Origin of the sequence: Stutzerimonas azotifigens, assembly GCF_013522725.1 — a bacterium.
In the GTDB taxonomy this organism is placed as follows: domain Bacteria; phylum Pseudomonadota; class Gammaproteobacteria; order Pseudomonadales; family Pseudomonadaceae; genus Stutzerimonas; species Stutzerimonas azotifigens_A.
The window spans coordinates 86188-104113 of the sequence record NZ_JAAMRF010000005.1; the positions used below are offsets into that span (position 1 = coordinate 86188).

The following is a 17926-nucleotide window of genomic DNA, read 5'->3' on the forward strand; positions in this document are numbered from 1 at the left end:
GCCTCAGTTGAAATCGACGCTGCCTAGAAACACCTGACCTTCGCGTTCGCAGCAGCTATAGGGTCTCCACAGCGCCCAGGCATAATCACCCTGCTGCGCCTGTATGCGGTTTTCGGTGTGAGGGAAGACCGCGCACGTGGGAGAGAGCGTCGGTGTCAGTTCCTGCCATTTGCCTGTCGTGGCGTCGCTCTCAACCAGTTCACCGGCTGGCCAGTAGCCGTCCTCGGCATCGGCGAGCAGAGGTTGGTAGACGTGGATCTGGCCGCGGCGTGTGACGACATCCCCGGCACGTTGGGCTACTACCGCACCGGCCATATAGTCATCGCTTTGGTGCAGGAAGCCGCCGCGTGGATAGACGTTGCCCCAGAGGTTCCGGTCAGTGCGGGTGCCGATCTCGCGTTCGCCCGGAGTCAGCGCTTCCGGGTACACCATCTCAGGAATGTTGTAGCGCCACGCGATGGTGTCGAGAGTGCTCAACAGGTAAGGCATGAAGGCGGTGCCGGCACCCTCGCAGATATAGCCGAAGCCGGAGGCGAACTGGCTCAACACATAGCCGCCGGGGTGGCCGATCACATCAGCGTTCTTGAACTTCGCCAGGTTGTTTTCGTGGTTCTCGTTGGTCGTACCGTCGCCGCCGGCTTGTGCCATGGCGTTGGGTTGGCTCATCGATTGCACATCCACCCATGGATTCTCGCCAGTGTTCGAGTAGCTGGACACAACCGCGTCGGGCACGTAATGCCTGACCTTCACCGAGGTCTCCACGGAGCAACTGAAATACGTGCAGAGCAGCCAGAAACAGATCCCGGCAACGCGATATTCCAGACAGTCCGGTGAGAGCGTCGAGGAAGCGATGGTCGAGGTGTCGAGCGCGAAAGACGGGACTCCCATCGTCAGCAGAATGGCGGCGATGCCGGCGCGCAGGCGGCGAGAACACATTATGGCTGCGTTCTCTGATGTGCTTCGATGAGCGCAACCGCCTTGGCGACGTCCGGCTCGCCATAAACCACATAGCGTTGATCAACCACTACAGCAGGGATCGTAGTAATGCCCAGGCTCCAGGCATCCACCACGTCTTGGTAAGCTGCACCAAGGCGTGCCTGTAGAGCGTTACCGCCGTCCTTCAGCCGCTGCTGCACGACTGCTGTACTGCGAGTGGGATCGGCAGGCAGATGGGCACCCAGCTCGCCCTTGATTCGGGTCGGCTGATCCAGTTCGATAACCCGAACGCTGCTGGTAGCCGGTACCGGGTGCTGGCTATCGGTAATGACGAGAATGTCCTTGGCCTGCGCCTGTGTGCTTAGCAGCGCAACGCATAATCCGGCGACGAGCGACCGCCACGATGAATGAGAAAGGAGAGTCGGTCGAGCCAGCATGTTGAACCACCGCAGAGTTGGCAATGGCGGTAGTCCACTTCAAAACGGTGTGGGTAACGACAAACAAACGGGAACCAGTGATCTCCGTTTTTACAGGGAAATGGCGCTGTGTGTTACGGCGCTGCGCACTTCTAGCCGATGGCTTAGGTGGTGCATGGCTGTTGCAGCCGGTGGGACAGACCACTCAGCCAGTTGGGGACCAAGGGGCTGTCATCAGGAGTCCAGGGAGCAGCTTTGTTCCGCCTTAGGGTTCGATGGCAACCTAAGACTCGCGCCCAAAGCGGCAGCGACCAGCAGCGCCATCAGCAAAATCATCGTAGTTGCGCCTTGGCCGCTCAGCACAAGCGCAGCCACAAACGGACCGGCAGCCTGAGCCAGAAGCATAGGGCGCGCCAATATTCCCATCCTTGTGCCAAACCCCTCCGCCCCAAATAGCGTTAATGGTAGCGTCCCTCTTGCAATGGTCATGATTCCATTGCCGGCTCCGTAGAGAGCGGCGGCGACAAATGCCAGCCAGGGTATGCCAGGTGCGAACAGGAGCACGCCGGCAAGGCTCAGAAGAATGCCGATGCGCGCGGACCAAGTGGGGTGAAGATGCCTGGCGATGGAAAACTCCAGCAACCTTGCCACCACCTGCGCGGGCCCGATCACCATACCAATCGCGAGTATTGTGACGGTCGGGAGCCCCAGCTGTTCGAGCGCCGACAACAGGTGTACGGAAAAACTTGCCATGACAAATGCCATAACGGCCAGCAGGCCCGCGACCAACATGAAGAGTCGACGGCTGGAGCGATCAGGTAATGGCGGGGTTCGCTCTTCGCTTGCAGAGGCCCTTCCAGCATCGCGTATGCACGTTCTGGGGACAGCCAGCAAAGGCGTTTCGATCAGCCATGTCGACTCCACTGAAGCAGGGCTCATCGTCCACAGCAACGGTGAAACGCTGCCGGCAGTGGATGAGATCATCGTTGCCACAGGCTTCCGCCCCAATCTTCAATTGCTAGGAGAGCTGCGCCTGGCGATCGACCCGGCGACCCAGAGTCCCGTTCAACTGGCCCCCCTTATCGATCCCAATGAGCACAGCTGCGGTACCGTTCGGCCCCATGGCATTGACGAACTGTCCCACCCCGACGAGGGCGTTTTCATTGTCGGCATGAAAAGCTACGGCCGCGCGCCCACATTCCTGATGCTTACGGGCTACGAGCAAGTGCGCTCGGTGGTAGCGGGTCTTGCTGGCGACTGGGAAGCTGCGCGTCGTGTTGAGCTTGAGCTGCCAGAAACCGGAGTCTGTAGCCTCCGGCCTGAACAGCCGAAAGGGGTGCCGAGCTGCGGTGCCCCTACGTCTGCTGCGCAACCCCCATGCTGTGAAACTCAGGCGCTCCTTGCTGCACCTCAGGCTTCTGAATCACGTTGCTGTAACCCTACGAGTCGCGCATAAGAACTCGTTGCCGAGGCTCGCTCCGTTGACCTGCCATTAATCAGGCCGGCGGAGCGAAGCAGGAGCAGTTTCAACCTGGTGTTAGCCGCCCATACGCGCTAACACGAATGAACCTGTTGGTCCTATTGTAATAAAAATGAAACTTAACAGGCTGTGCTAGAAGCGTCGCCGGACTTGTTCGGCTTTCTAAAACTAGGCTATAACTACTCCGTGCGGCTAAATCCGCGGCCTCACGGCTAGCATCTGCTCTCGCTCGAACGGAAAAAAGCCTCCGTGTCCAAATATGAACATAAGCCCAGCAAACAACCTATAAAAATGGAGGGCGCAATGGGTAAATTAACACGCCGTATATTCTTGAAGTTTACAGGTAGCGGAGCAGCGGTCAGCACGCTTGCTCTTTCAAGCGCTGCCTTTGCCCAACAACCCACAAAAAGTTTCCCGCCTGGCGCGACAACACTTCCCTATCCCCAGCAGGCAATCGCGAAACTAGGTGATCTTAAGATCAATAATCCAGTTTCCTTTTCTTATCCGGATGGAGCATCACCATGTGCTCTAATAAAAAAAGGAAAACCTGTTTCGGGCGGCGTCGGGCCTGATAACGATATTGTTGCTTATAGCACCTTATGCACCCATATGGGCTGCCCTGTGCTCTACGACCAAGCAGCTGAAACATTTAAGTGCCCTTGCCATTACTCTATATTCGATCCAGATAAGGCCGGGCAAATGGTAACTGGTCAAGCAACCGAAAATCTCCCCCAAATTGTGCTGGCTTATAACGATGAAGAGAAATCCGTTTACGCCATCGCAGTTCAAGGACTGATCTATGGAAGGCAAGCAAATATAATTTAGCTGCGAGGATAATCTGATGAGCCAGTTTAAAGATCGAATCCCCCTGCCGCCGACAGATGCTCAAAAAACTAACATGACCTGCCATTTCTGCATAGTTGGCTGTGGCTATCACGCATATAAGTGGCCCGCAAACAAAGAAGGTGGCAGGTCTCCGGAGCAAAATGCGCTAAATGTAGATTTCACCCGCCAAGTGCCTCCCATGCAGATAACCATGACTCCCGCCATGGTTAACCGCATCAAGGATAACGATGGCAGTGAATACAATATAATGATTGTTCCTGATAAAGAGTGCCAAGTAAACAAAGGACTCTCCTCTACTCGCGGTGGCCAGATGGCCAGTATTATGTATTCGGAAAATACACCCATAGGAGAGCGCCGCCTAAAGGTTCCAATGCTCTATACGGGTGATGACTGGATAGAGACAACTTGGCAACAGTCAATGGACATCTACGCTGGTTTAACGAAGAGGATTTTAGACGAAGACGGACCCGAGCAACTTCTATTCAATCTTTTTGACCATGGCGGAGCTGGAGGAGGCTTCGAAAATACTTGGGCGACCGGTAAGCTGATTTTCACCGGTATCGGCACTTCGATGGTGAGAATACACAACAGGCCAGCCTACAACTCTGAATGCCACGCCACCCGCGACATGGGTGTCGGCGAGTTAAACAACAGTTATGAAGATGCCGAGCTTGCCGATGTCTTGATCTCCATCGGCAACAACCCGTACGAGGCTCAAACAAATTACTTTCTTGCTCACTGGATACCAAACCTACAGGGCGCCACAGTAGGCAAAAAGAAAGAGCGCTATCAGGGCGAAAGTTTTAGCAAAGCCAAGATAATTTATGTCGATCCTCGTCGCACGATTTCAGTTGATATATCCGAAGCAGTTGCTGGTAAAGATAATGTCTTACACTTGGCTATTAATCCCGGCACGGATACTGCTCTGTTCAATGGACTCCTTACATATGTAGTGGAACAAGGGTGGCACGACAATAAATTCATCCAGAACCACACCACCGATTTCGATAAAACCCTTGCTTCCAATAAACTCAGCTTGAGCGAATGTAGCCATATAACAGGCATCACCGTCGAGGATTTGAGAAAGGCAGCACAATGGGCTTACCAGCCCAAAGAGTCAGGGCATGCGCCCCGCACAATGCATGCTTACGAAAAAGGAGTGATCTGGGGCAACGACAATTACCGAATCCAGTCGTCCATCGTAAACCTTGTTTTGGCTACACATAACGTTGGCCGCCGGGGAACTGGCGTAGTTCGTATGGGCGGACACCAGGAGGGTTATGTACGACCTCCCTACCCGGGCGGCCGGCCCGCCCCTTACATCGACCAGGAAATCATCAAAAACAAAGGGATGATGCTCACCGTCTGGGCCTGCAATGCGTTTCAGACGACCGTCAACGCAGAGGCGTATCGCGAGGCTGTAAAGCGTCGAGCGAATATTGTTAACCAAGCGCTGGCCAAGGCAAGAGGCGCATCAACAGAGCAGTTGATCGACATCATCTATGACGCGGTCAAAAATCAAGGAGGCCTGTATCTCGTTGATATCGATCTCTATCGCACGAAGTTTGCGGAAAGTTCCCATATGGTCCTTCCGGCCGCACACCCAGGAGAAATGAATCTCACATCGATGAATGGCGAGAGGCGGCTGCGATTGTCGGAGCGATTCATGGATCCACCAGGGGTTGCTAAAGCAGACTGTATGATCGCTGCAGATATGGCCAATGCGCTGAAGCGCCTGTACGAAGGTGCAGGCAACGCTGAGATGGCGCGGAGATTCTCCGGCTTCGACTGGCAGAGCGAAGAGGATGCATTCAATGACGGTTTCCGCATGGCTCATGAGAAGGAGATAGATAGCCAAGGTGGACCTACTGGACACCTTGCCACCTACGAACGGCTTCGAGCAGCAGGAACAAATGGCGTTCAGCTCCCCATCAAGGAATACCGCGACGGTAAGTTGATCGGTACCGAAATGCTTTACAGCGACAACAAGTTCGACACGGATGACGGGAAGGCTCTTTTTCAGCCGTCACCATGGAACGGCTTTCCTGCAGTGATCGAAGCGCAACAGAAAAAATATGCATTCTGGATCAATAACGGCCGTACGAATCACATCTGGCAATCGGCCTATCACGATCAGCATTTGAGCTTCCGTAAAGGTCGTTTCCCTATGGCGCCCTTGGAGATCAACCCTGAGGACGCTGCGCTACTTGGGATCGAGGCTGGAGATATCGTGGAGGTCTATAACAACTACGGCGCGACGTATGCAATGGCCTACCCGGAACCAGACATAAAGCGGGGACAGGTATTCATGATGTTCGGATATCCGAACGGGGTACAGGGCGATACAGTCAGCGAATGGACCGATCGCAACGTAATCCCTTATTACAAGGGTGCGTGGGCAGACATTCGGAAGATAGGTGAAAACGAAGCCTACAAGCATTCGGTATCGTTCAAGCGACGGCGTTATTCGTAAAGCTGCAGCATTGGGCGCTCGTGTCGTTCAGCTAGGGCGCAACGGGACGATTCATCGACTGCAAAAAAGCCGGTCGTTACGACCGGCTAATGCCCTTCACCCTTGTCCCGTTTACACCAGTCGCTTACCGTCCTCGCGCGTGATGACTACCGTTGTTGAGCCTGGCTCAGGCTCGGATCATGGCCTCTATTTCCGCAGCCGTGCTTCGGGCGGTTCGAGTCACGCCAATCAGGGTGGCTGAGGCCAAGCCTGTCCACTCGCCGTAACCGACCAGCCAAAGACGAGGTTCGGCCAGTGAGCGGGTGCCTTGTACGTCGACTCGACTTTCATCGTTCAGTACGCCGAGATCAGCCAGATGGTTCAAAGCTGGCTTGAAGCCAGTGCACCAGATCACTGCATCGACCTGCGTTTCGGTGCCATCGGACCATATGACGCCGGTTGAGGTGAATCGCCGGAACGGGAGCACCGCCTTCAATATGTCTCTATCACGAGCCTCGATGACGGGTGGCACCATGACGATGTCTCCAAACCCACCTGCAGGCTGATCAACCCCCCGACCTTCTTGCTGAGCCTTCCAACGTTCTGTGGCGCGCTCGAAAAGCACCCGGCCATCGACGTCATCTGGTAGAAACATTGGCTCAGTCGGCGTCACCCAGACGGTGTCTGCAACCTTGGAGACCTCAGCAAGGATCTGGGCCGCAGAGTTTCCCGCTCCAACTACCAGGACCCGCTTGCCTTCGAAAGGCTGTGCCTCGACGTAGTGTGCTGAATGAATCTGCTGGCCGCTGAAAAGCTCAGCTCCGGGATAGTCAGGGATGTATGGGTTGCTCCAAGTACCGGTGGCGCTCACGATGACCCTCGCGTCCCAATGCCGATCACCGGCATGCACTCGCAGCCCATCCTTGATGCGTTCCACTGAGGTCACCTTGATAGGACGTTCGATGGGGAACTGGTAGCGCGCCTCGTACTGGGTCAGGTAGTCAATTACATGGTCGCGAGAGGGATACTCGTTATGGACTGGCGGCATCATCCAGCCGGCAATGGAGCTCCATTGGGCCGGCGAGAACAGGCGCAGCGAATTCCAACCATGTCGCCATGCACCGCCCGGCTTTTCACCTGCATCCAGGATAAGAAAGGACAGCTTCGCGCGACGCAGGAAGTAAGCGGTGGCCAGGGCTGACTGCCCACCGCCAATGATGATTACGTCAAGATCCCCAGTACCTGCCTGCATCTCATCACTCCTGACACTCTTGCCCGGCCTACAGACTCACGCGCGAGCCACGACATGCCTGGGCAGGAACATGGAAATCAAGGCAGCCAGCAGAACGAATCCGCTCGATACCCACAGGCATGCCTGCAGCCCATAGGCCTGGAACACCCAGCCGGACAGCAGTGTGCCGATCAAGCGTCCCATGGCGTTGGACATGTAGTAAAACCCCACGTCCAGCGAGACGCCGTCTTCCTTGGCGTAGCTGACGATCAGGTAGCTGTGCAGCGAGGAATTAACGGCAAACAGCACGCCGAAAATCATGAGGCCGCCGAGCAGTACCATTGGCGCCGACAGGTTGGTGGAAAGGCCTAACGCAATTAGGGCAGGCAACCCCGCCAGGGCAAGCGCCCAGGCGAACGCCGCACGCCCGTCCGGCACATGCCCTCGTGTCTTCCCTGTGATGTTAGGCGCGAGGGACTGCACGATGCCGTAACCGATGACCCACGCCGCAAGGAAGCCTCCGACCAGCCAGAAGTCCCAACCGAATACCGTGCTGAGGTACACCGGAAGGGCGATCACGAACCATACGTCACGAGCGGCGAACAGAAACATCCGTGCAGCGGAGAGGATGTTGATTGCCCGACTCTTGGAAAGCATGTCGCGGAACTTGGGCTTCGCCTTGGCCTTGCCGAGATCCTTCTTCAGGAATACCAGGCTGCCTATGAAGACAAGAGCCAGCACCGCGGCCATGGCCAGCACCGCGCCGGCAAAGCCGAGCAGCGCGAGCAGCGCACCGCCGAGGAAAAACCCCACCCCCTTAAGGGCGTTCTTCGAGCCGGTCAGGATCGCCACCCACTTGTATAGCGTGCCCTGCTGGCTATCCGGTACCAAGAGCTTGATCGAGCTCTTGGCACTCATTTTGTTGAGATCCTTGGCAATACCGGAAAGCGCTTGTGCGCCCATCACCCAAGGCACGGTTAGCCAAGCCGCCGGTACGGTTAGCATCAGCAATGCGAGTACTTGCAAGCCCAGCCCAATGTTCATGGTCCGATTGAGGCCGAGGCGAGCGCCAAGGTAGCCGCCCACCAGGTTGGTTATGACACCGAAGATTTCGTAGAACAGGAACAGCGCTGCGATCTGCAGGGGCGTATAGCCCAGCGAGTGGAAGTGCAGCACCACCAACATGCGCAATGCGCCATCGGTGAGGGTAAAGGCCCAGTAATTACCGGTGACCACCAGGTACTGGCGTACTTCCACGGACAGGGTCGACAACGCTTTCATGGGTGCTCCCGATTATCCTGCGGCGCCGACCAGCCGGGCCAGTTCGACGGCACGATTGGCATATCCCCACTCGTTGTCGTACCAAGCGTAGATTTTCACCTGGGTACCGTTGACTACCATCGTGGACAGCGCATCAATGATGGAGGAGCGGGGGTCGGTGCGGTAGTCGATGGAGACCAGCGGCCGCTCCTCGTAGCCGAGGATGTTTTCCAGCGGGCCCTCGGCGGCGGCCTTGAACAACGCGTTGACTTCATCTGCGGTGGTGTCTCGCTCGACTTCAAATACGCAATCGGTCAGCGAAGCATTTGCCAGCGGGACACGTACCGCATGGCCGTTCAGCTTGCCGCGCAGCTCCGGAAATATCTCGGCAATGGCTGTGGCCGAGCCGGTTGTGGTTGGAATCAGGCTCATTCCCGAGGCGCGGGCACGGCGCAGATCCTTGTGCGGCGTGTCGAGGATGCTCTGGGTGTTGGTCAAGTCGTGAATGGTGGTGATCGATCCGTGACGGATGCCCAAGTTTTCATGAATGACCTTGACCACCGGCGCCAGGCAGTTCGTGGTGCAAGAGGCCGCGGTGACGATGCGATGCTGAGCGGGGTCGAACAGTTGCTGATTGACACCCATGACCACATTCAGCGCGCCCTTCTCCTTGACCGGAGCACACACCACAACCCGCTTCACGCCCTGGTCCAGGTAGGCCTGCAATACGGCTACAGTTTTCATCTTTCCGCTCGCCTCAATGACGAGATCGCAATCGCTCCAGTCGGACTCGACGATCGACTTGTTCGCCGTAACCTGGATGCGCTTTCCATCGATCACCACGCAATCGCCGTCGCTGCCTGCTTCGTGACCCCAGCGACCATGTACCGAGTCGAAGTTGAGCAAATGGGCGTGGGTAGCGGCATCTCCCGCCGGGTCGTTGATCCGTATGAACTCCATCTCGGGCCAATCCCAGGCCGCACGCAGTGCCAGTCGACCGATACGGCCAAAACCATTGATGCCAACTTTGATTGTCATGGTGGTATCTCGCAGAAGATGAAGAGCGGGGATCAACCGAACTGATTGATCCAGTTAACGTGGGCGGGATGCTGGATGGCTTTTGGTCGCAGCGCCTGTACCTGAGCGACAGCAGCCTCTCGGGCAATGCCGGCTTCGATCAGAATGCGAGCTGCGATCAGGCCTGTACGCCCAGAGCCGCCTTTACAGTGAATGGCTAAAGAGTCGCCAGCCTTCAATTGGGTGAGAATGGGCTGTCTGGCCTGCTTCCACTGGCGACCGAAGTCTTCGAGCGGGACCTGCTCGTCCGCAACCGGCAGGTGATACCAGGCGAGACCCAGCGCCTCACATTGCTTGGATATCTGGCCCGCATCGTTAGCGTCCAGCTCGGTCTGCGGCATCAGACTGATCACCCCGGCGGCGCCGGCTAGCTTGAGCGCAGTCAACGCGTCGGCCAGTGACGTTCCTTTTGTGCCGGGGCACGGGGTGAAAATCAGCTTTCCCGGTATTTCGGAAATGCTGAGCACATCGTAAGGGTGACTCATCTGTGGTGTTTCCTTAGTCAGATAGCGCGCTGATTGACTCGGCGGGAGAGCTCCTCGGCCGACTCCTTGCGTTCGGAATAGCGATCGACCAGGTAGTCAGACCGGTCGCGTAGCAGCAGGGTGAACTTCACCAGCTCTTCCATCACGTCGACCAGCCGGTCGTAGAACGCCGAGGGTTTCATACGACCGTCCGCATCGAACTCCATAAAGGCCTTCGGCACCGAGGACTGGTTGGGGATGGTGAACATGCGCATCCAGCGACCGAGTACCCGCAGTTGGTTGACCACGTTGAACGACTGCGACCCTCCGCAGACCTGCATAACCGCAAGTGTCTTACCCTGAGTCGGACGAACAGCGCCCATGGCTAACGGCACCAAGTCGATCTGCGCCTTAAACACCGCGCTCATCGAGCCGTGACGCTCAGGCGAGCACCAGACCTGGCCTTCGGACCATTTCATCAGCTCGCGAAGTTCATGCACCTTGGGATGGGTGTCGGGAACGTCATCCGGCAAGGGCAGGCCGGACGGGTCGAAGATGCGGGTTTCAGCGCCGAATCGTTGGAGCAGCCGTGCAGCTTCCTCGACCATCAATCGACTGAACGAGCGCTCCCGATTCGAACCGTAGAGCAGCAGGATGCGTGGCGGGTGAGTTGGCGTGCCCGCGATGCCGAGCTTCTCCAGGCTCGGAGGGTTGGCCAGACCGAAATCGAGATTCGGGAGCAGATCGTCTTTCATGGTCACTCCTGTTGTACGGGGGTGGCAGCGTTATCGAACCAGCGACGCTTGAGCCACAGGGCAACGCCAACTAGCGAAATCAAGACCGGCACCTCGACCAGCGGACCGATCACCGTGGCGAAGGCCACCGGAGACGCCAGACCAAAGGTGGCAATGGCTACCGCGATGGCCAGCTCGAAGTTATTGCTCGCTGAGGTAAACGCCAGAGCAGTAGTACGGGGGTAATCGGCCTTCAGCACCTTGCCCATCCAGAAGCTGACAAAAAACATCACGATGAAGTAAATGGTCAGCGGGATGGCGATTCGAACCACGTCGAGCGGTAGCTGCAGCACCATGTCGCCTTTGAGACTGAACATCGCGACGATGGTGAGCAGCAGGGCCACCAGTGTCAGAGGGCTGATTCGTGGAATGAAATGCTCGGCGTACCACGCTTCTCCCTTCTGCCCGATCAGCACTTTGCGGGTCAGAAATCCGGCCAGAAACGGGATGCCGAGGTAGATCAGCACCGATTCGGCTATGTCAAAGAAGTTGGTCTCGATGACGCTACCCTGCAGGCCAAACAGCGGCGGCAGCAGCCCCAGAAAAATCCACGCGTACACGCTGAAGAACAGGATCTGGAAGATGCTGTTGAAGGCCACCAGGCCCGCCACGTACTGGTTGTTGCCACCGGCGATCTGGTTCCACACCAACACCATGGCTATACAGCGAGCGAGGCCAATCAGGATCAGACCTGTCATGTACTCCGGATAGTCGCGCAGAAAGATGACAGCCAGGGCAAACATCAGCACCGGCCCGATGACCCAGTTCTGAACAAGCGAGAGCACCAGGATGCGCTTGTCCTTGAACACCTCAGGCAACTCTTCGTATTTCACCTTGGCCAGGGGCGGATACATCATCACGATCAAGCCGATGGCAATCGGGATATTGGTGGAGCCTACGGACAGGCTGTTCAACCAGGCTGGCAGACCCTCGAACACGCTTCCCAGGCCTACGCCCAGTGCCATCGCAAGGAAAATCCAGAACGTCAGGTAACGATCCAGAAAGGAGAGACGACTCTTGCTCATGCGGCTACCTCAAGTGCAGCTATGCGCGCTAGCTCGGCTTTCAGCTGGTCGGGGCTGAGTTGTTGCAGCGGCAAATCGAGAAAGGCTTGCACCCGAGCGCGAATGATTGCGAGCGTACGATCAAAAGCGGCGTCGACTTCCGCCTCAGTGCCTTGCAGCTCTGAAGGATCAGCCAACCCCCAGTGAGCCTTCACCGCCGGCCCAAAGAACACCGGGCAAGCGTCGCCCGCCGCCTTGTCGCATACGGTGATTACGAAGTCAGGATTCAGCGATTCATGCGAGTCGATCGACTTGCTCGACAGCCCTTCGGTCGAAATACCCTCCTTTTGCAGCGCCTTCAGGCTGAGCGGGTGAACAATTCCCTTGGGGTGGCTTCCGGCGCTATAGGCTTTCATGCCGGCCGGCGCCATCGCGTTGAACGCGGCCTCTGAAAGGATGCTTCGGCAGCTGTTGGCGGTGCAGAGGAACAGAATCTTCATCAATCAGGTATCCCTTGGGTTGGATGAGCCCAGGTGAGCTTCAGCAGCAGGAGGCGGTACGCGCAGGGCGGTCACCCATCTGGCTCAAGCGCTTCGCATCTGGACTGAGCCAGTGGCGGTTTGAAGAAAGGGTGAGTTCGATGATGCGAGCCACCCAATCCGGCAGGTTCGGGTGCAACCGGTAGTACACCCATTGCCCCTGCCGGCGATCTTCCAGTAGTCCACAGGTGCGCAGTTGCGCCAGATGGCGGGAGATCTTTGGCTGGCTCTCGTTGAGAGCAAAGGTGAGTTCGCACACGCACAGCTCGCTTTCTTCGGCGATCAGTAACATCGCGCGGGCGCGGGTTTCGTCAGCCAGGCATTTGAATACGGTGGTAGGAGTCAGGTGGTCGGCCATGGAAGTATTAGCGCTTGGTTTTTACTAGAACGAACATTTTGATCCTTTCATGAATCTCGTGAAGAGCATGACGGAAGGCGTCGGGCTGGTCGCTGCTGACTGGGTCTTCAAAATTCCATGCGAGAGCCTCAGCGGAGCCCGGCAGCGCCTGGCATTCCAATGCCGATTTATCGCACAGGGTTATGACGTAATCGAATTGCTGACCGGCGAACTCATCAATGGATTTGCTGCGCAAGCCATCGGCATTTACCCCCAAGTTCTGGAGCGCGGCGACGGTACGCTGATCAACGCCTGTCGGGGCAGTACCAGCACTGAATGCTTCGAAGTGTTTGGCGTCGGTGTGCCGCAGGAGTGCTTCGGCCAGCTGTGAACGGGCGGCATTGGCAACGCAAACAAAGAGCACGCGAGACTTGTGAGCCATGGGAAATGTCTCTGACAAATTCGGAAAACCGAATATATGGTTTTTCACATAAAAGGTAAACCTACGCTTGCCTCAATCACCATTGGTGCTGTCAACCCGTCGTATAGCAGCTCGCTTTAGCCGGTTCACGTTCTCGCTAACCTCTGAAACGTTTTATTACATCTGTAAATTCGCATATATGAATTTTGTAATGAAAGCGTCATCGGTACGGATTTAGGTTGCGTCCCACCTCAACCCAATGCAGGAATCTACGATGAAAAAACTGACCCTGTCCGCGCTAATGCTGGCCTCCCTATTCGCCGGCACCGCCGTAGCCGGTGAGTTCGACAAACCTGGTTTCGTCACCGAAGTCGAAGACGGCCGACTGTGGGTGTTCCGCGAGGGCTCCCAGGAGCTGAAGGACTTCGAAGCCACCGGTGAGCCGGCCAAGCAGTTCACCGACATCGGCACCGGCCCTAACGGCATGACCGTCAAGGCGGCCGATGAGAAGAGTCTCAAGGCCTACTTGGAAACGCTGAAGAAGTAATTTTGGGTATCCGGATTAAGTGGTTGATGGGCCTTCCAGCCCCATCCAACCCTTAGTCCTTCCAGAAGGTTGATAGATCGACACCGAAGTTCTTCTCAGGCTCGGGGAGTCCCATGTTGTAGGTCATGGTGGCTCTGCCCAGAAACGGGGATTCCTTGACTTGTGGCGCCTTCTTCTTGTGCTTGGTGGTATAGAGCATCCGGGCTCGCATTACCTCGAACGAATAGCCCCGGCCATCACGGTTTTTGTCCTTGGCTAGGCGGTTTATCGACTACGTGAAAGCGTTGGTGATCGGGAGTCGGTCTCAAAGTAGGTCAGCATCTCTTCACGCCAGCCACTGACGGCGCTGACGAGATCCTTCCAAACCTCCTTCTGCCCCTGAGGGATGTTGTCAATCCAGGTGGCGAGAGCCTGTTCGGCACCACGCCGATTGGTACAGTCCCAGATATGGTAGAAGCGCTCCTTGTGCTCGTAAGCCGCCAAGAGCTGGGGGGAATGCTCCTGTCCAGGTCTCCATGATGAGCCGTTCGCGGTCTGAAACGTCGTGAGCGCGCTTCAGCAGGATTTTCCGGTCACCTTTGAGGGTCCGGCGCTGATTGGGCTTCAACTCCTTCCTTAGGCCTTTGCGGATCTTCTCTAAGGCCTCGTTGGCCATGCGCACGACGTGGAACTTATCGACCACGATACGGGCCTGTGGCAGCACCGTCTGGAAGGCGCGGCGGTAGGGCTTCCACATGTCCATGCTGACGATCTCGACCTGGTGGCGGTTGGCCATGCTCATGAGGCGTCTTGTCACCCTCTCTTGCTGACGACCGGGTAGCAGGTCCAGCAGGGTGCTCTTCCAGATTGGTTAGGATGCAGCAGAGCCCTTGGCAGCAGTCGTGCATCAGGAACGTACAGCTGGCTCATGAAGGCGTGCCGCCTTATCAAGGCCCAGGACGCGCCTATTCCGGAAGTCAAGCATGCGATAGCGAAGACGCTAGGCGATTCAGCGGCGGCGGCTGCCTGGTTGATGTCGTATTTCCGCCCAAATAAAGAGGGCGACACCGAGGAAGATCCATACGTCCGCTAGGTTGAACGATGGCCAGTGCCACTGGGCATAGTGAAAATCGAGAAAATCCTCTACGTAGCCTAACCGCAAGCGATCTGCGACATTGCCCAACGCGCCGCCGAGGATCGCACTGAGGGCGAGCCGATAACTCAGTACGCGTGGTGAACGCCAAAGCCAGTACACCAGTAATATCGAGATAACCAGGGCCAGTCCGATGAAAAGCGGCTGCTGCCAACCGCCGACATCCGCGAGAAAGCTGAAGGCCGCCCCCGTATTGTGGCGGTGGACCCAATTGAAGAAGGGTGCGGCAGGCACGCTTTCACCATGCGCTAGCATGGTGCTGGCAAGGTACTTGCTCGCCTGATCGACAAACAGTAACAGGAGCGAGAGCCACAGCCAGCGCATCGCCTTTCCCGGCTCGTGGGCTTTCTCTGCGAGCCGACTGCCATAAGTAGACATATCCCCTTCCTCCTGACCCAATCTAGAATTTGCTCGCTGCTAAATAACAAGCGTCATGTACCCAACCGATGATGCCGACGAATTCGACGGAGCAGGAGCAGGCCGAGTCCGAGTGCGGTCAGGCCAAGGACAGGCCAATCCCGCCAGCGCACATAAGGGGGCGCGCCAGTTCGCGGTGTCACTTCGGCGCTGAGGGTGGCCACTTCGAACTGCGGAGCACGCTTGAGCACTTTGCCCTCATGATTGATGGCTGCTGTGATACCGGTGTTCGTGGCTCGAAGAAGGTCACGTCCGGTTTCGATGGCACGCATGCGTGCCATCTGGAAATGCTGGAGGGGGCCGAGCGAGCTGCCGAACCAGGCATCGTTGCTGACATTCACCAGTAACTGCGCTTCGGGCAGAAGCTCAGTGACTTCGGCACCAAAGACCGCCTCGTAGCAGATGAGTGCCCCTACGGGCACCCCTGCTGCATTCAGGACGTGCGCTTCCCGTCCCGGTGTGAAGTCGGACATGGGCGCCCCGAGCACGTCGAGGGCCGACCCCAAAAGATCCCGAAACGGAACATATTCACCGAAGGGCACCAGGTGGCGTTTGTAGTAGAAGCCTGAGGGATCGGAGAGGCTTACCACGGCGTTGTAGGTACGGCCCTCCGCCTCGCGTACCGGGACGCCAATCATTAACGATGTGCCTGCCTGATCGGCTAACGCCTCAAGCTCAGCAAGATATGCTTTGGCCTGGTCATGCCACATCGGGATTGCCGCTTCTGGCCAGATCACGATATCGGCTCCGAGATGCTGCGCGGTAAGCGCCTGATAGCGCTCAAGTGTGATGTCCCGGTATCTCGGGTCCCATTTCTTGTCTTGCGCGATGTTTCCTTGCAAGAGGACGACATCGATCGGGTCAGCGGCTGGCTGCGTCCATTCACGATCCAGCAGTTGCAAGCCGGCGAGGGTAGCGACTAACACGGCACCGACTACCGCAGCACGGCGCAGGCTTGGCCCCTGGACAACCCAGGCAAGCCCGCCAGCGAGAAGTGCCACCAGTAAACTCACGCCAAGCACGCCAAAGACGGGAGCGATAGTGGCAAGTGTGGTGTCGGTCTGGCTGTAGCCAATGAAGAGCCAGGGAAAGCCGGTCAAGAACCAGGTGCGCATCCATTCACTCAGCACCCATGCCGCAGGTAGCCCTAGCCAGAGTGCCATTGCATCCATCTCAGGGCGCAGGCAGCGCACGAGGTACGCGACGCCCCATGGAAAGAGGGCGAGCAGCGAGACAAAGGCCGCCGTGACTAACACCGCCACCACGGGGCCATTGCCGTACTGGCTAATGCTGATAAAGACCCAGGAGACACCCACGCCGAAGTAGCCAAGGCCAAAGAGGTAGGCCGACCACAGCGCCTGACGCCTTGAAGACTGCGCGGTCAGGACAAAAAATGTTGCCAGAGCGATCACCGCAAGCCATGCCCAGCCCACAGGGGCAAAGGCAAGCGGCATGGCGCCTCCAGCAAGTAGAGCCATCCCCCCTGTCAGAAGCGGCTTATAGCGCACGCCCGTGTATAGGCTAGAGGGTAGCGCGCACTTATCACCCAATGCTCTCTCGCCTCCGAATCCAGGATCAACCCTGTGGCTCATGCTTTCTTGCTCCGCTTAATCAAGCTGCGTCAATTCATTCGGCCGGCTGGCCAGGGTGGCAAAGTGAATGTTTCTGGACTCGACTAGGTGCGCCGTAAGCTGGGAGCTGCTTCGTATTCGGCCAGCACGACAGTGGCTGTGTTGGGGAGCAGTACGTTAGCTTTGCGATACCACCCCTTCCAAGCCCGCTGATACCAGAACGAACAGGACGAAGCCGCCTATGAAAGCCAGCGGTGAGATGTGCGTATCGTCACCGCTCTCGTGAGCCTCGGAGACCATATCTTCGATGGCAGCGACCGTGAGAAGGCCTGCCGTGAACGTCAGTGCCGCTAGCTTAAATGCCTCCGGCTGGTTCCTGAGTACGAAGTAAGCAAAGACGGCTGCCGAGAGCACAGGAATCGCGAAGGAAGCAGAGAGCAGTATCCGCTTGCTACGAGGGATTCCTTTATCTTTCATGGTGGCGATCGTCGCAAAGCCCTCAGGAACATCGGCGAGAACCTGACCCGCCGCCAGGATTATCGCGACCGACGGTGAGACCGCCGACCCCGCCCCGATCAGGAGGCCATCGCTGAACAGGTCGATGGATACGGCGATATAGATCATCCAGACACTCGTCTGACCGCCTTCTCCCTGCTGGCCTTGTCGCTTCTGGAGACTCTCAACGAGCTTCTCGATACCTACGTAAGCAATGCCGCCCAGCGCGAAAGCGAGGGCGATTACCCAGGCTGAGAGGTTCTCTAGCACGCGCGGCATGATTTCAACCGCCACCACCGCAATGACGAGGCCGGCAGCGCCGTGAAGGGCGTAATTGAGACGGCGCCCGGTAGTTCGGGAGGCCTCCGCAGCGAGCCCACCACTAAAATTGCCTAAGGCGGGCAACAGCGCCAGGCCGAGTACCAGCCAGATACTATCCATCATCTTCCTTCCTTGGTTGATTCCTAGATACGCTACCTTGCTGGCTCCGAGCCTTCGCGCTATATG

19 protein-coding genes and 1 pseudogene are annotated in these 17926 nt (G+C 57.2%); 4 read left to right on the forward strand and 16 right to left on the reverse strand.

Features of this window, described 5'->3' with window-relative positions:
- Positions 1–3: 3 nt before the first annotated feature.
- The 3 genes from G7026_RS11170 to G7026_RS11180 form a co-directional block, all read right to left on the reverse strand.
- A complete protein-coding gene (locus tag G7026_RS11170; RefSeq protein ID WP_181070852.1) occupies positions 4–936 on the reverse strand; it encodes a TIGR03756 family integrating conjugative element protein in 933 nt (310 codons plus the stop codon).
- Entirely contained in the window at positions 936–1373 is a 438-nt protein-coding gene (locus G7026_RS11175; protein WP_181070853.1) for a TIGR03757 family integrating conjugative element protein, read from the reverse strand. The genes G7026_RS11170 and G7026_RS11175 overlap by 1 nt, the downstream gene beginning before the upstream one ends.
- A gap of 213 nt (positions 1374–1586) precedes the next feature.
- Positions 1587–2105 (reverse strand): hypothetical protein, encoded by a 519-nt coding sequence (locus G7026_RS11180; protein WP_258190242.1) that lies wholly within the window; start codon positions 2103–2105, stop codon positions 1587–1589.
- On the opposite strand from G7026_RS11180, the gene G7026_RS22545 reads away from it, so the two are divergent.
- The 3 genes from G7026_RS22545 to G7026_RS11190 all read left to right on the forward strand — a co-directional run bounded on the left by G7026_RS22545 (position 2104) and on the right by G7026_RS11190 (position 6151).
- Positions 2104–2808, forward strand: a complete 705-nt coding sequence (locus G7026_RS22545; protein WP_258190243.1) for a hypothetical protein — start codon at positions 2104–2106, stop codon at positions 2806–2808. The genes G7026_RS11180 and G7026_RS22545 overlap by 2 nt on opposite strands.
- 273 nt (positions 2809–3081) lie before the next feature.
- Positions 3082–3657 (forward strand): arsenate reductase (azurin) small subunit, encoded by a 576-nt coding sequence (locus G7026_RS11185; RefSeq protein WP_308811785.1) that lies wholly within the window; start codon positions 3082–3084, stop codon positions 3655–3657.
- Between the two features lie 16 nt (positions 3658–3673).
- A complete protein-coding gene (locus G7026_RS11190) occupies positions 3674–6151 on the forward strand; it encodes an arsenate reductase (azurin) large subunit (RefSeq protein ID WP_181070854.1) in 2478 nt (825 codons plus the stop codon).
- Positions 6152–6317: 166 nt separating this feature from the next.
- Here G7026_RS11190 and G7026_RS11195 read toward each other — a convergent pair whose 3' ends face one another.
- Genes G7026_RS11195 through G7026_RS11235 form a run of 9 tightly spaced genes read right to left on the reverse strand, consistent with a single transcriptional unit; the run spans position 6318 to position 13278 of the window.
- Entirely contained in the window at positions 6318–7382 is a 1065-nt protein-coding gene (locus G7026_RS11195) for an ArsO family NAD(P)H-dependent flavin-containing monooxygenase (protein WP_181070855.1), read from the reverse strand.
- A 36-nt stretch (positions 7383–7418) separates the two neighbouring features.
- The gene (gene arsJ, locus G7026_RS11200; protein WP_181070856.1) at positions 7419–8642 is read right to left on the reverse strand and encodes an organoarsenical effux MFS transporter ArsJ; all 1224 of its coding nucleotides are present in this window, start codon (positions 8640–8642) and stop codon (positions 7419–7421) included.
- 12 nt (positions 8643–8654) lie between these two features.
- Positions 8655–9659: an ArsJ-associated glyceraldehyde-3-phosphate dehydrogenase gene (locus G7026_RS11205; protein ID WP_181070857.1), complete on the reverse strand. Its 1005-nt coding sequence runs from the start codon at positions 9657–9659 to the stop codon at positions 8655–8657.
- Between the two features lie 32 nt (positions 9660–9691).
- Positions 9692–10183 (reverse strand): cyclin-dependent kinase inhibitor 3 family protein, encoded by a 492-nt coding sequence (locus tag G7026_RS11210; RefSeq protein ID WP_181070858.1) that lies wholly within the window; start codon positions 10181–10183, stop codon positions 9692–9694.
- A gap of 17 nt (positions 10184–10200) precedes the next feature.
- Positions 10201–10917 carry an arsenical resistance protein ArsH gene (arsH, locus tag G7026_RS11215; protein ID WP_258190244.1) on the reverse strand — a complete coding sequence of 239 codons (717 nt, stop codon included), beginning with the start codon at positions 10915–10917 and terminating at the stop codon, positions 10201–10203.
- Between the two features lie 2 nt (positions 10918–10919).
- Positions 10920–11981 (reverse strand): ACR3 family arsenite efflux transporter, encoded by a 1062-nt coding sequence (gene arsB, locus G7026_RS11220; RefSeq protein WP_041015810.1) that lies wholly within the window; start codon positions 11979–11981, stop codon positions 10920–10922.
- Positions 11978–12460 (reverse strand): arsenate reductase ArsC, encoded by a 483-nt coding sequence (locus tag G7026_RS11225; protein WP_003291041.1) that lies wholly within the window; start codon positions 12458–12460, stop codon positions 11978–11980. The genes arsB and G7026_RS11225 overlap by 4 nt, the downstream gene beginning before the upstream one ends.
- A gap of 40 nt (positions 12461–12500) precedes the next feature.
- The gene (locus G7026_RS11230; protein WP_003291040.1) at positions 12501–12857 is read right to left on the reverse strand and encodes a metalloregulator ArsR/SmtB family transcription factor; all 357 of its coding nucleotides are present in this window, start codon (positions 12855–12857) and stop codon (positions 12501–12503) included.
- A 7-nt stretch (positions 12858–12864) separates the two neighbouring features.
- Positions 12865–13278 (reverse strand): arsenate reductase ArsC, encoded by a 414-nt coding sequence (locus G7026_RS11235; protein ID WP_082041284.1) that lies wholly within the window; start codon positions 13276–13278, stop codon positions 12865–12867.
- Positions 13279–13531: 253 nt separating this feature from the next.
- On the opposite strand from G7026_RS11235, the gene G7026_RS11240 reads away from it, so the two are divergent.
- Positions 13532–13804, forward strand: coding sequence for a hypothetical protein (locus G7026_RS11240; RefSeq protein ID WP_181070859.1), 273 nt, complete (start codon positions 13532–13534; stop codon positions 13802–13804).
- 52 nt (positions 13805–13856) lie between these two features.
- Here G7026_RS11240 and G7026_RS11245 read toward each other — a convergent pair.
- The 4 genes and pseudogenes from G7026_RS11245 to G7026_RS11260 form a co-directional block, all read right to left on the reverse strand.
- Positions 13857–14664, reverse strand: a pseudogene (locus G7026_RS11245) (ISL3 family transposase); the annotation flags it as partial.
- A gap of 128 nt (positions 14665–14792) precedes the next feature.
- On the reverse strand, positions 14793–15314 hold the full coding sequence (gene lspA, locus G7026_RS11250; RefSeq protein WP_008930575.1) for a signal peptidase II: 522 nt from the start codon (positions 15312–15314) through the stop codon (positions 14793–14795).
- Between the two features lie 53 nt (positions 15315–15367).
- Positions 15368–16807, reverse strand: coding sequence for an apolipoprotein N-acyltransferase (lnt, locus tag G7026_RS11255; protein WP_009686176.1), 1440 nt, complete (start codon positions 16805–16807; stop codon positions 15368–15370).
- Positions 16808–17101: 294 nt separating this feature from the next.
- Positions 17102–17863, reverse strand: coding sequence for a ZIP family metal transporter (locus tag G7026_RS11260; protein ID WP_009686175.1), 762 nt, complete (start codon positions 17861–17863; stop codon positions 17102–17104).
- Between the last annotated feature and the right edge of the window lie 63 nt (positions 17864–17926).

Bases quoted from the DNA above. Each gene is read 5' to 3' on its own strand.
- G7026_RS11205 (WP_181070857.1), bottom strand. From the start codon at position 9,659: ATGACAATCAAAGTTGGCATCAATGGTTTTGGCCGTATCGGTCGACTG.
- G7026_RS11225 (WP_003291041.1), bottom strand. From the start codon at position 12,460: ATGAAGATTCTGTTCCTCTGCACCGCCAACAGCTGCCGAAGCATCCTT.
- arsB (WP_041015810.1), bottom strand. From the start codon at position 11,981: ATGAGCAAGAGTCGTCTCTCCTTTCTGGATCGTTACCTGACGTTCTGG.
- G7026_RS11260 (WP_009686175.1), bottom strand. From the start codon at position 17,863: ATGATGGATAGTATCTGGCTGGTACTCGGCCTGGCGCTGTTGCCCGCC.
- lspA (WP_008930575.1), bottom strand. From the start codon at position 15,314: ATGTCTACTTATGGCAGTCGGCTCGCAGAGAAAGCCCACGAGCCGGGA.
- G7026_RS11230 (WP_003291040.1), bottom strand. From the start codon at position 12,857: ATGGCCGACCACCTGACTCCTACCACCGTATTCAAATGCCTGGCTGAC.
- G7026_RS11240 (WP_181070859.1), top strand. From the start codon at position 13,532: ATGAAAAAACTGACCCTGTCCGCGCTAATGCTGGCCTCCCTATTCGCC.
- G7026_RS11175 (WP_181070853.1), bottom strand. From the start codon at position 1,373: ATGCTGGCTCGACCGACTCTCCTTTCTCATTCATCGTGGCGGTCGCTC.
- G7026_RS11190 (WP_181070854.1), top strand. From the start codon at position 3,674: ATGAGCCAGTTTAAAGATCGAATCCCCCTGCCGCCGACAGATGCTCAA.
- arsH (WP_258190244.1), bottom strand. From the start codon at position 10,917: ATGAAAGACGATCTGCTCCCGAATCTCGATTTCGGTCTGGCCAACCCT.
- G7026_RS11235 (WP_082041284.1), bottom strand. From the start codon at position 13,278: ATGGCTCACAAGTCTCGCGTGCTCTTTGTTTGCGTTGCCAATGCCGCC.
- G7026_RS11180 (WP_258190242.1), bottom strand. From the start codon at position 2,105: ATGGCAAGTTTTTCCGTACACCTGTTGTCGGCGCTCGAACAGCTGGGG.
- lnt (WP_009686176.1), bottom strand. From the start codon at position 16,807: ATGCCGCTTGCCTTTGCCCCTGTGGGCTGGGCATGGCTTGCGGTGATC.
- G7026_RS11195 (WP_181070855.1), bottom strand. From the start codon at position 7,382: ATGCAGGCAGGTACTGGGGATCTTGACGTAATCATCATTGGCGGTGGG.
- G7026_RS11170 (WP_181070852.1), bottom strand. From the start codon at position 936: ATGTGTTCTCGCCGCCTGCGCGCCGGCATCGCCGCCATTCTGCTGACG.
- arsJ (WP_181070856.1), bottom strand. From the start codon at position 8,642: ATGAAAGCGTTGTCGACCCTGTCCGTGGAAGTACGCCAGTACCTGGTG.
- G7026_RS11210 (WP_181070858.1), bottom strand. From the start codon at position 10,183: ATGAGTCACCCTTACGATGTGCTCAGCATTTCCGAAATACCGGGAAAG.
- G7026_RS22545 (WP_258190243.1), top strand. From the start codon at position 2,104: ATGACAAATGCCATAACGGCCAGCAGGCCCGCGACCAACATGAAGAGT.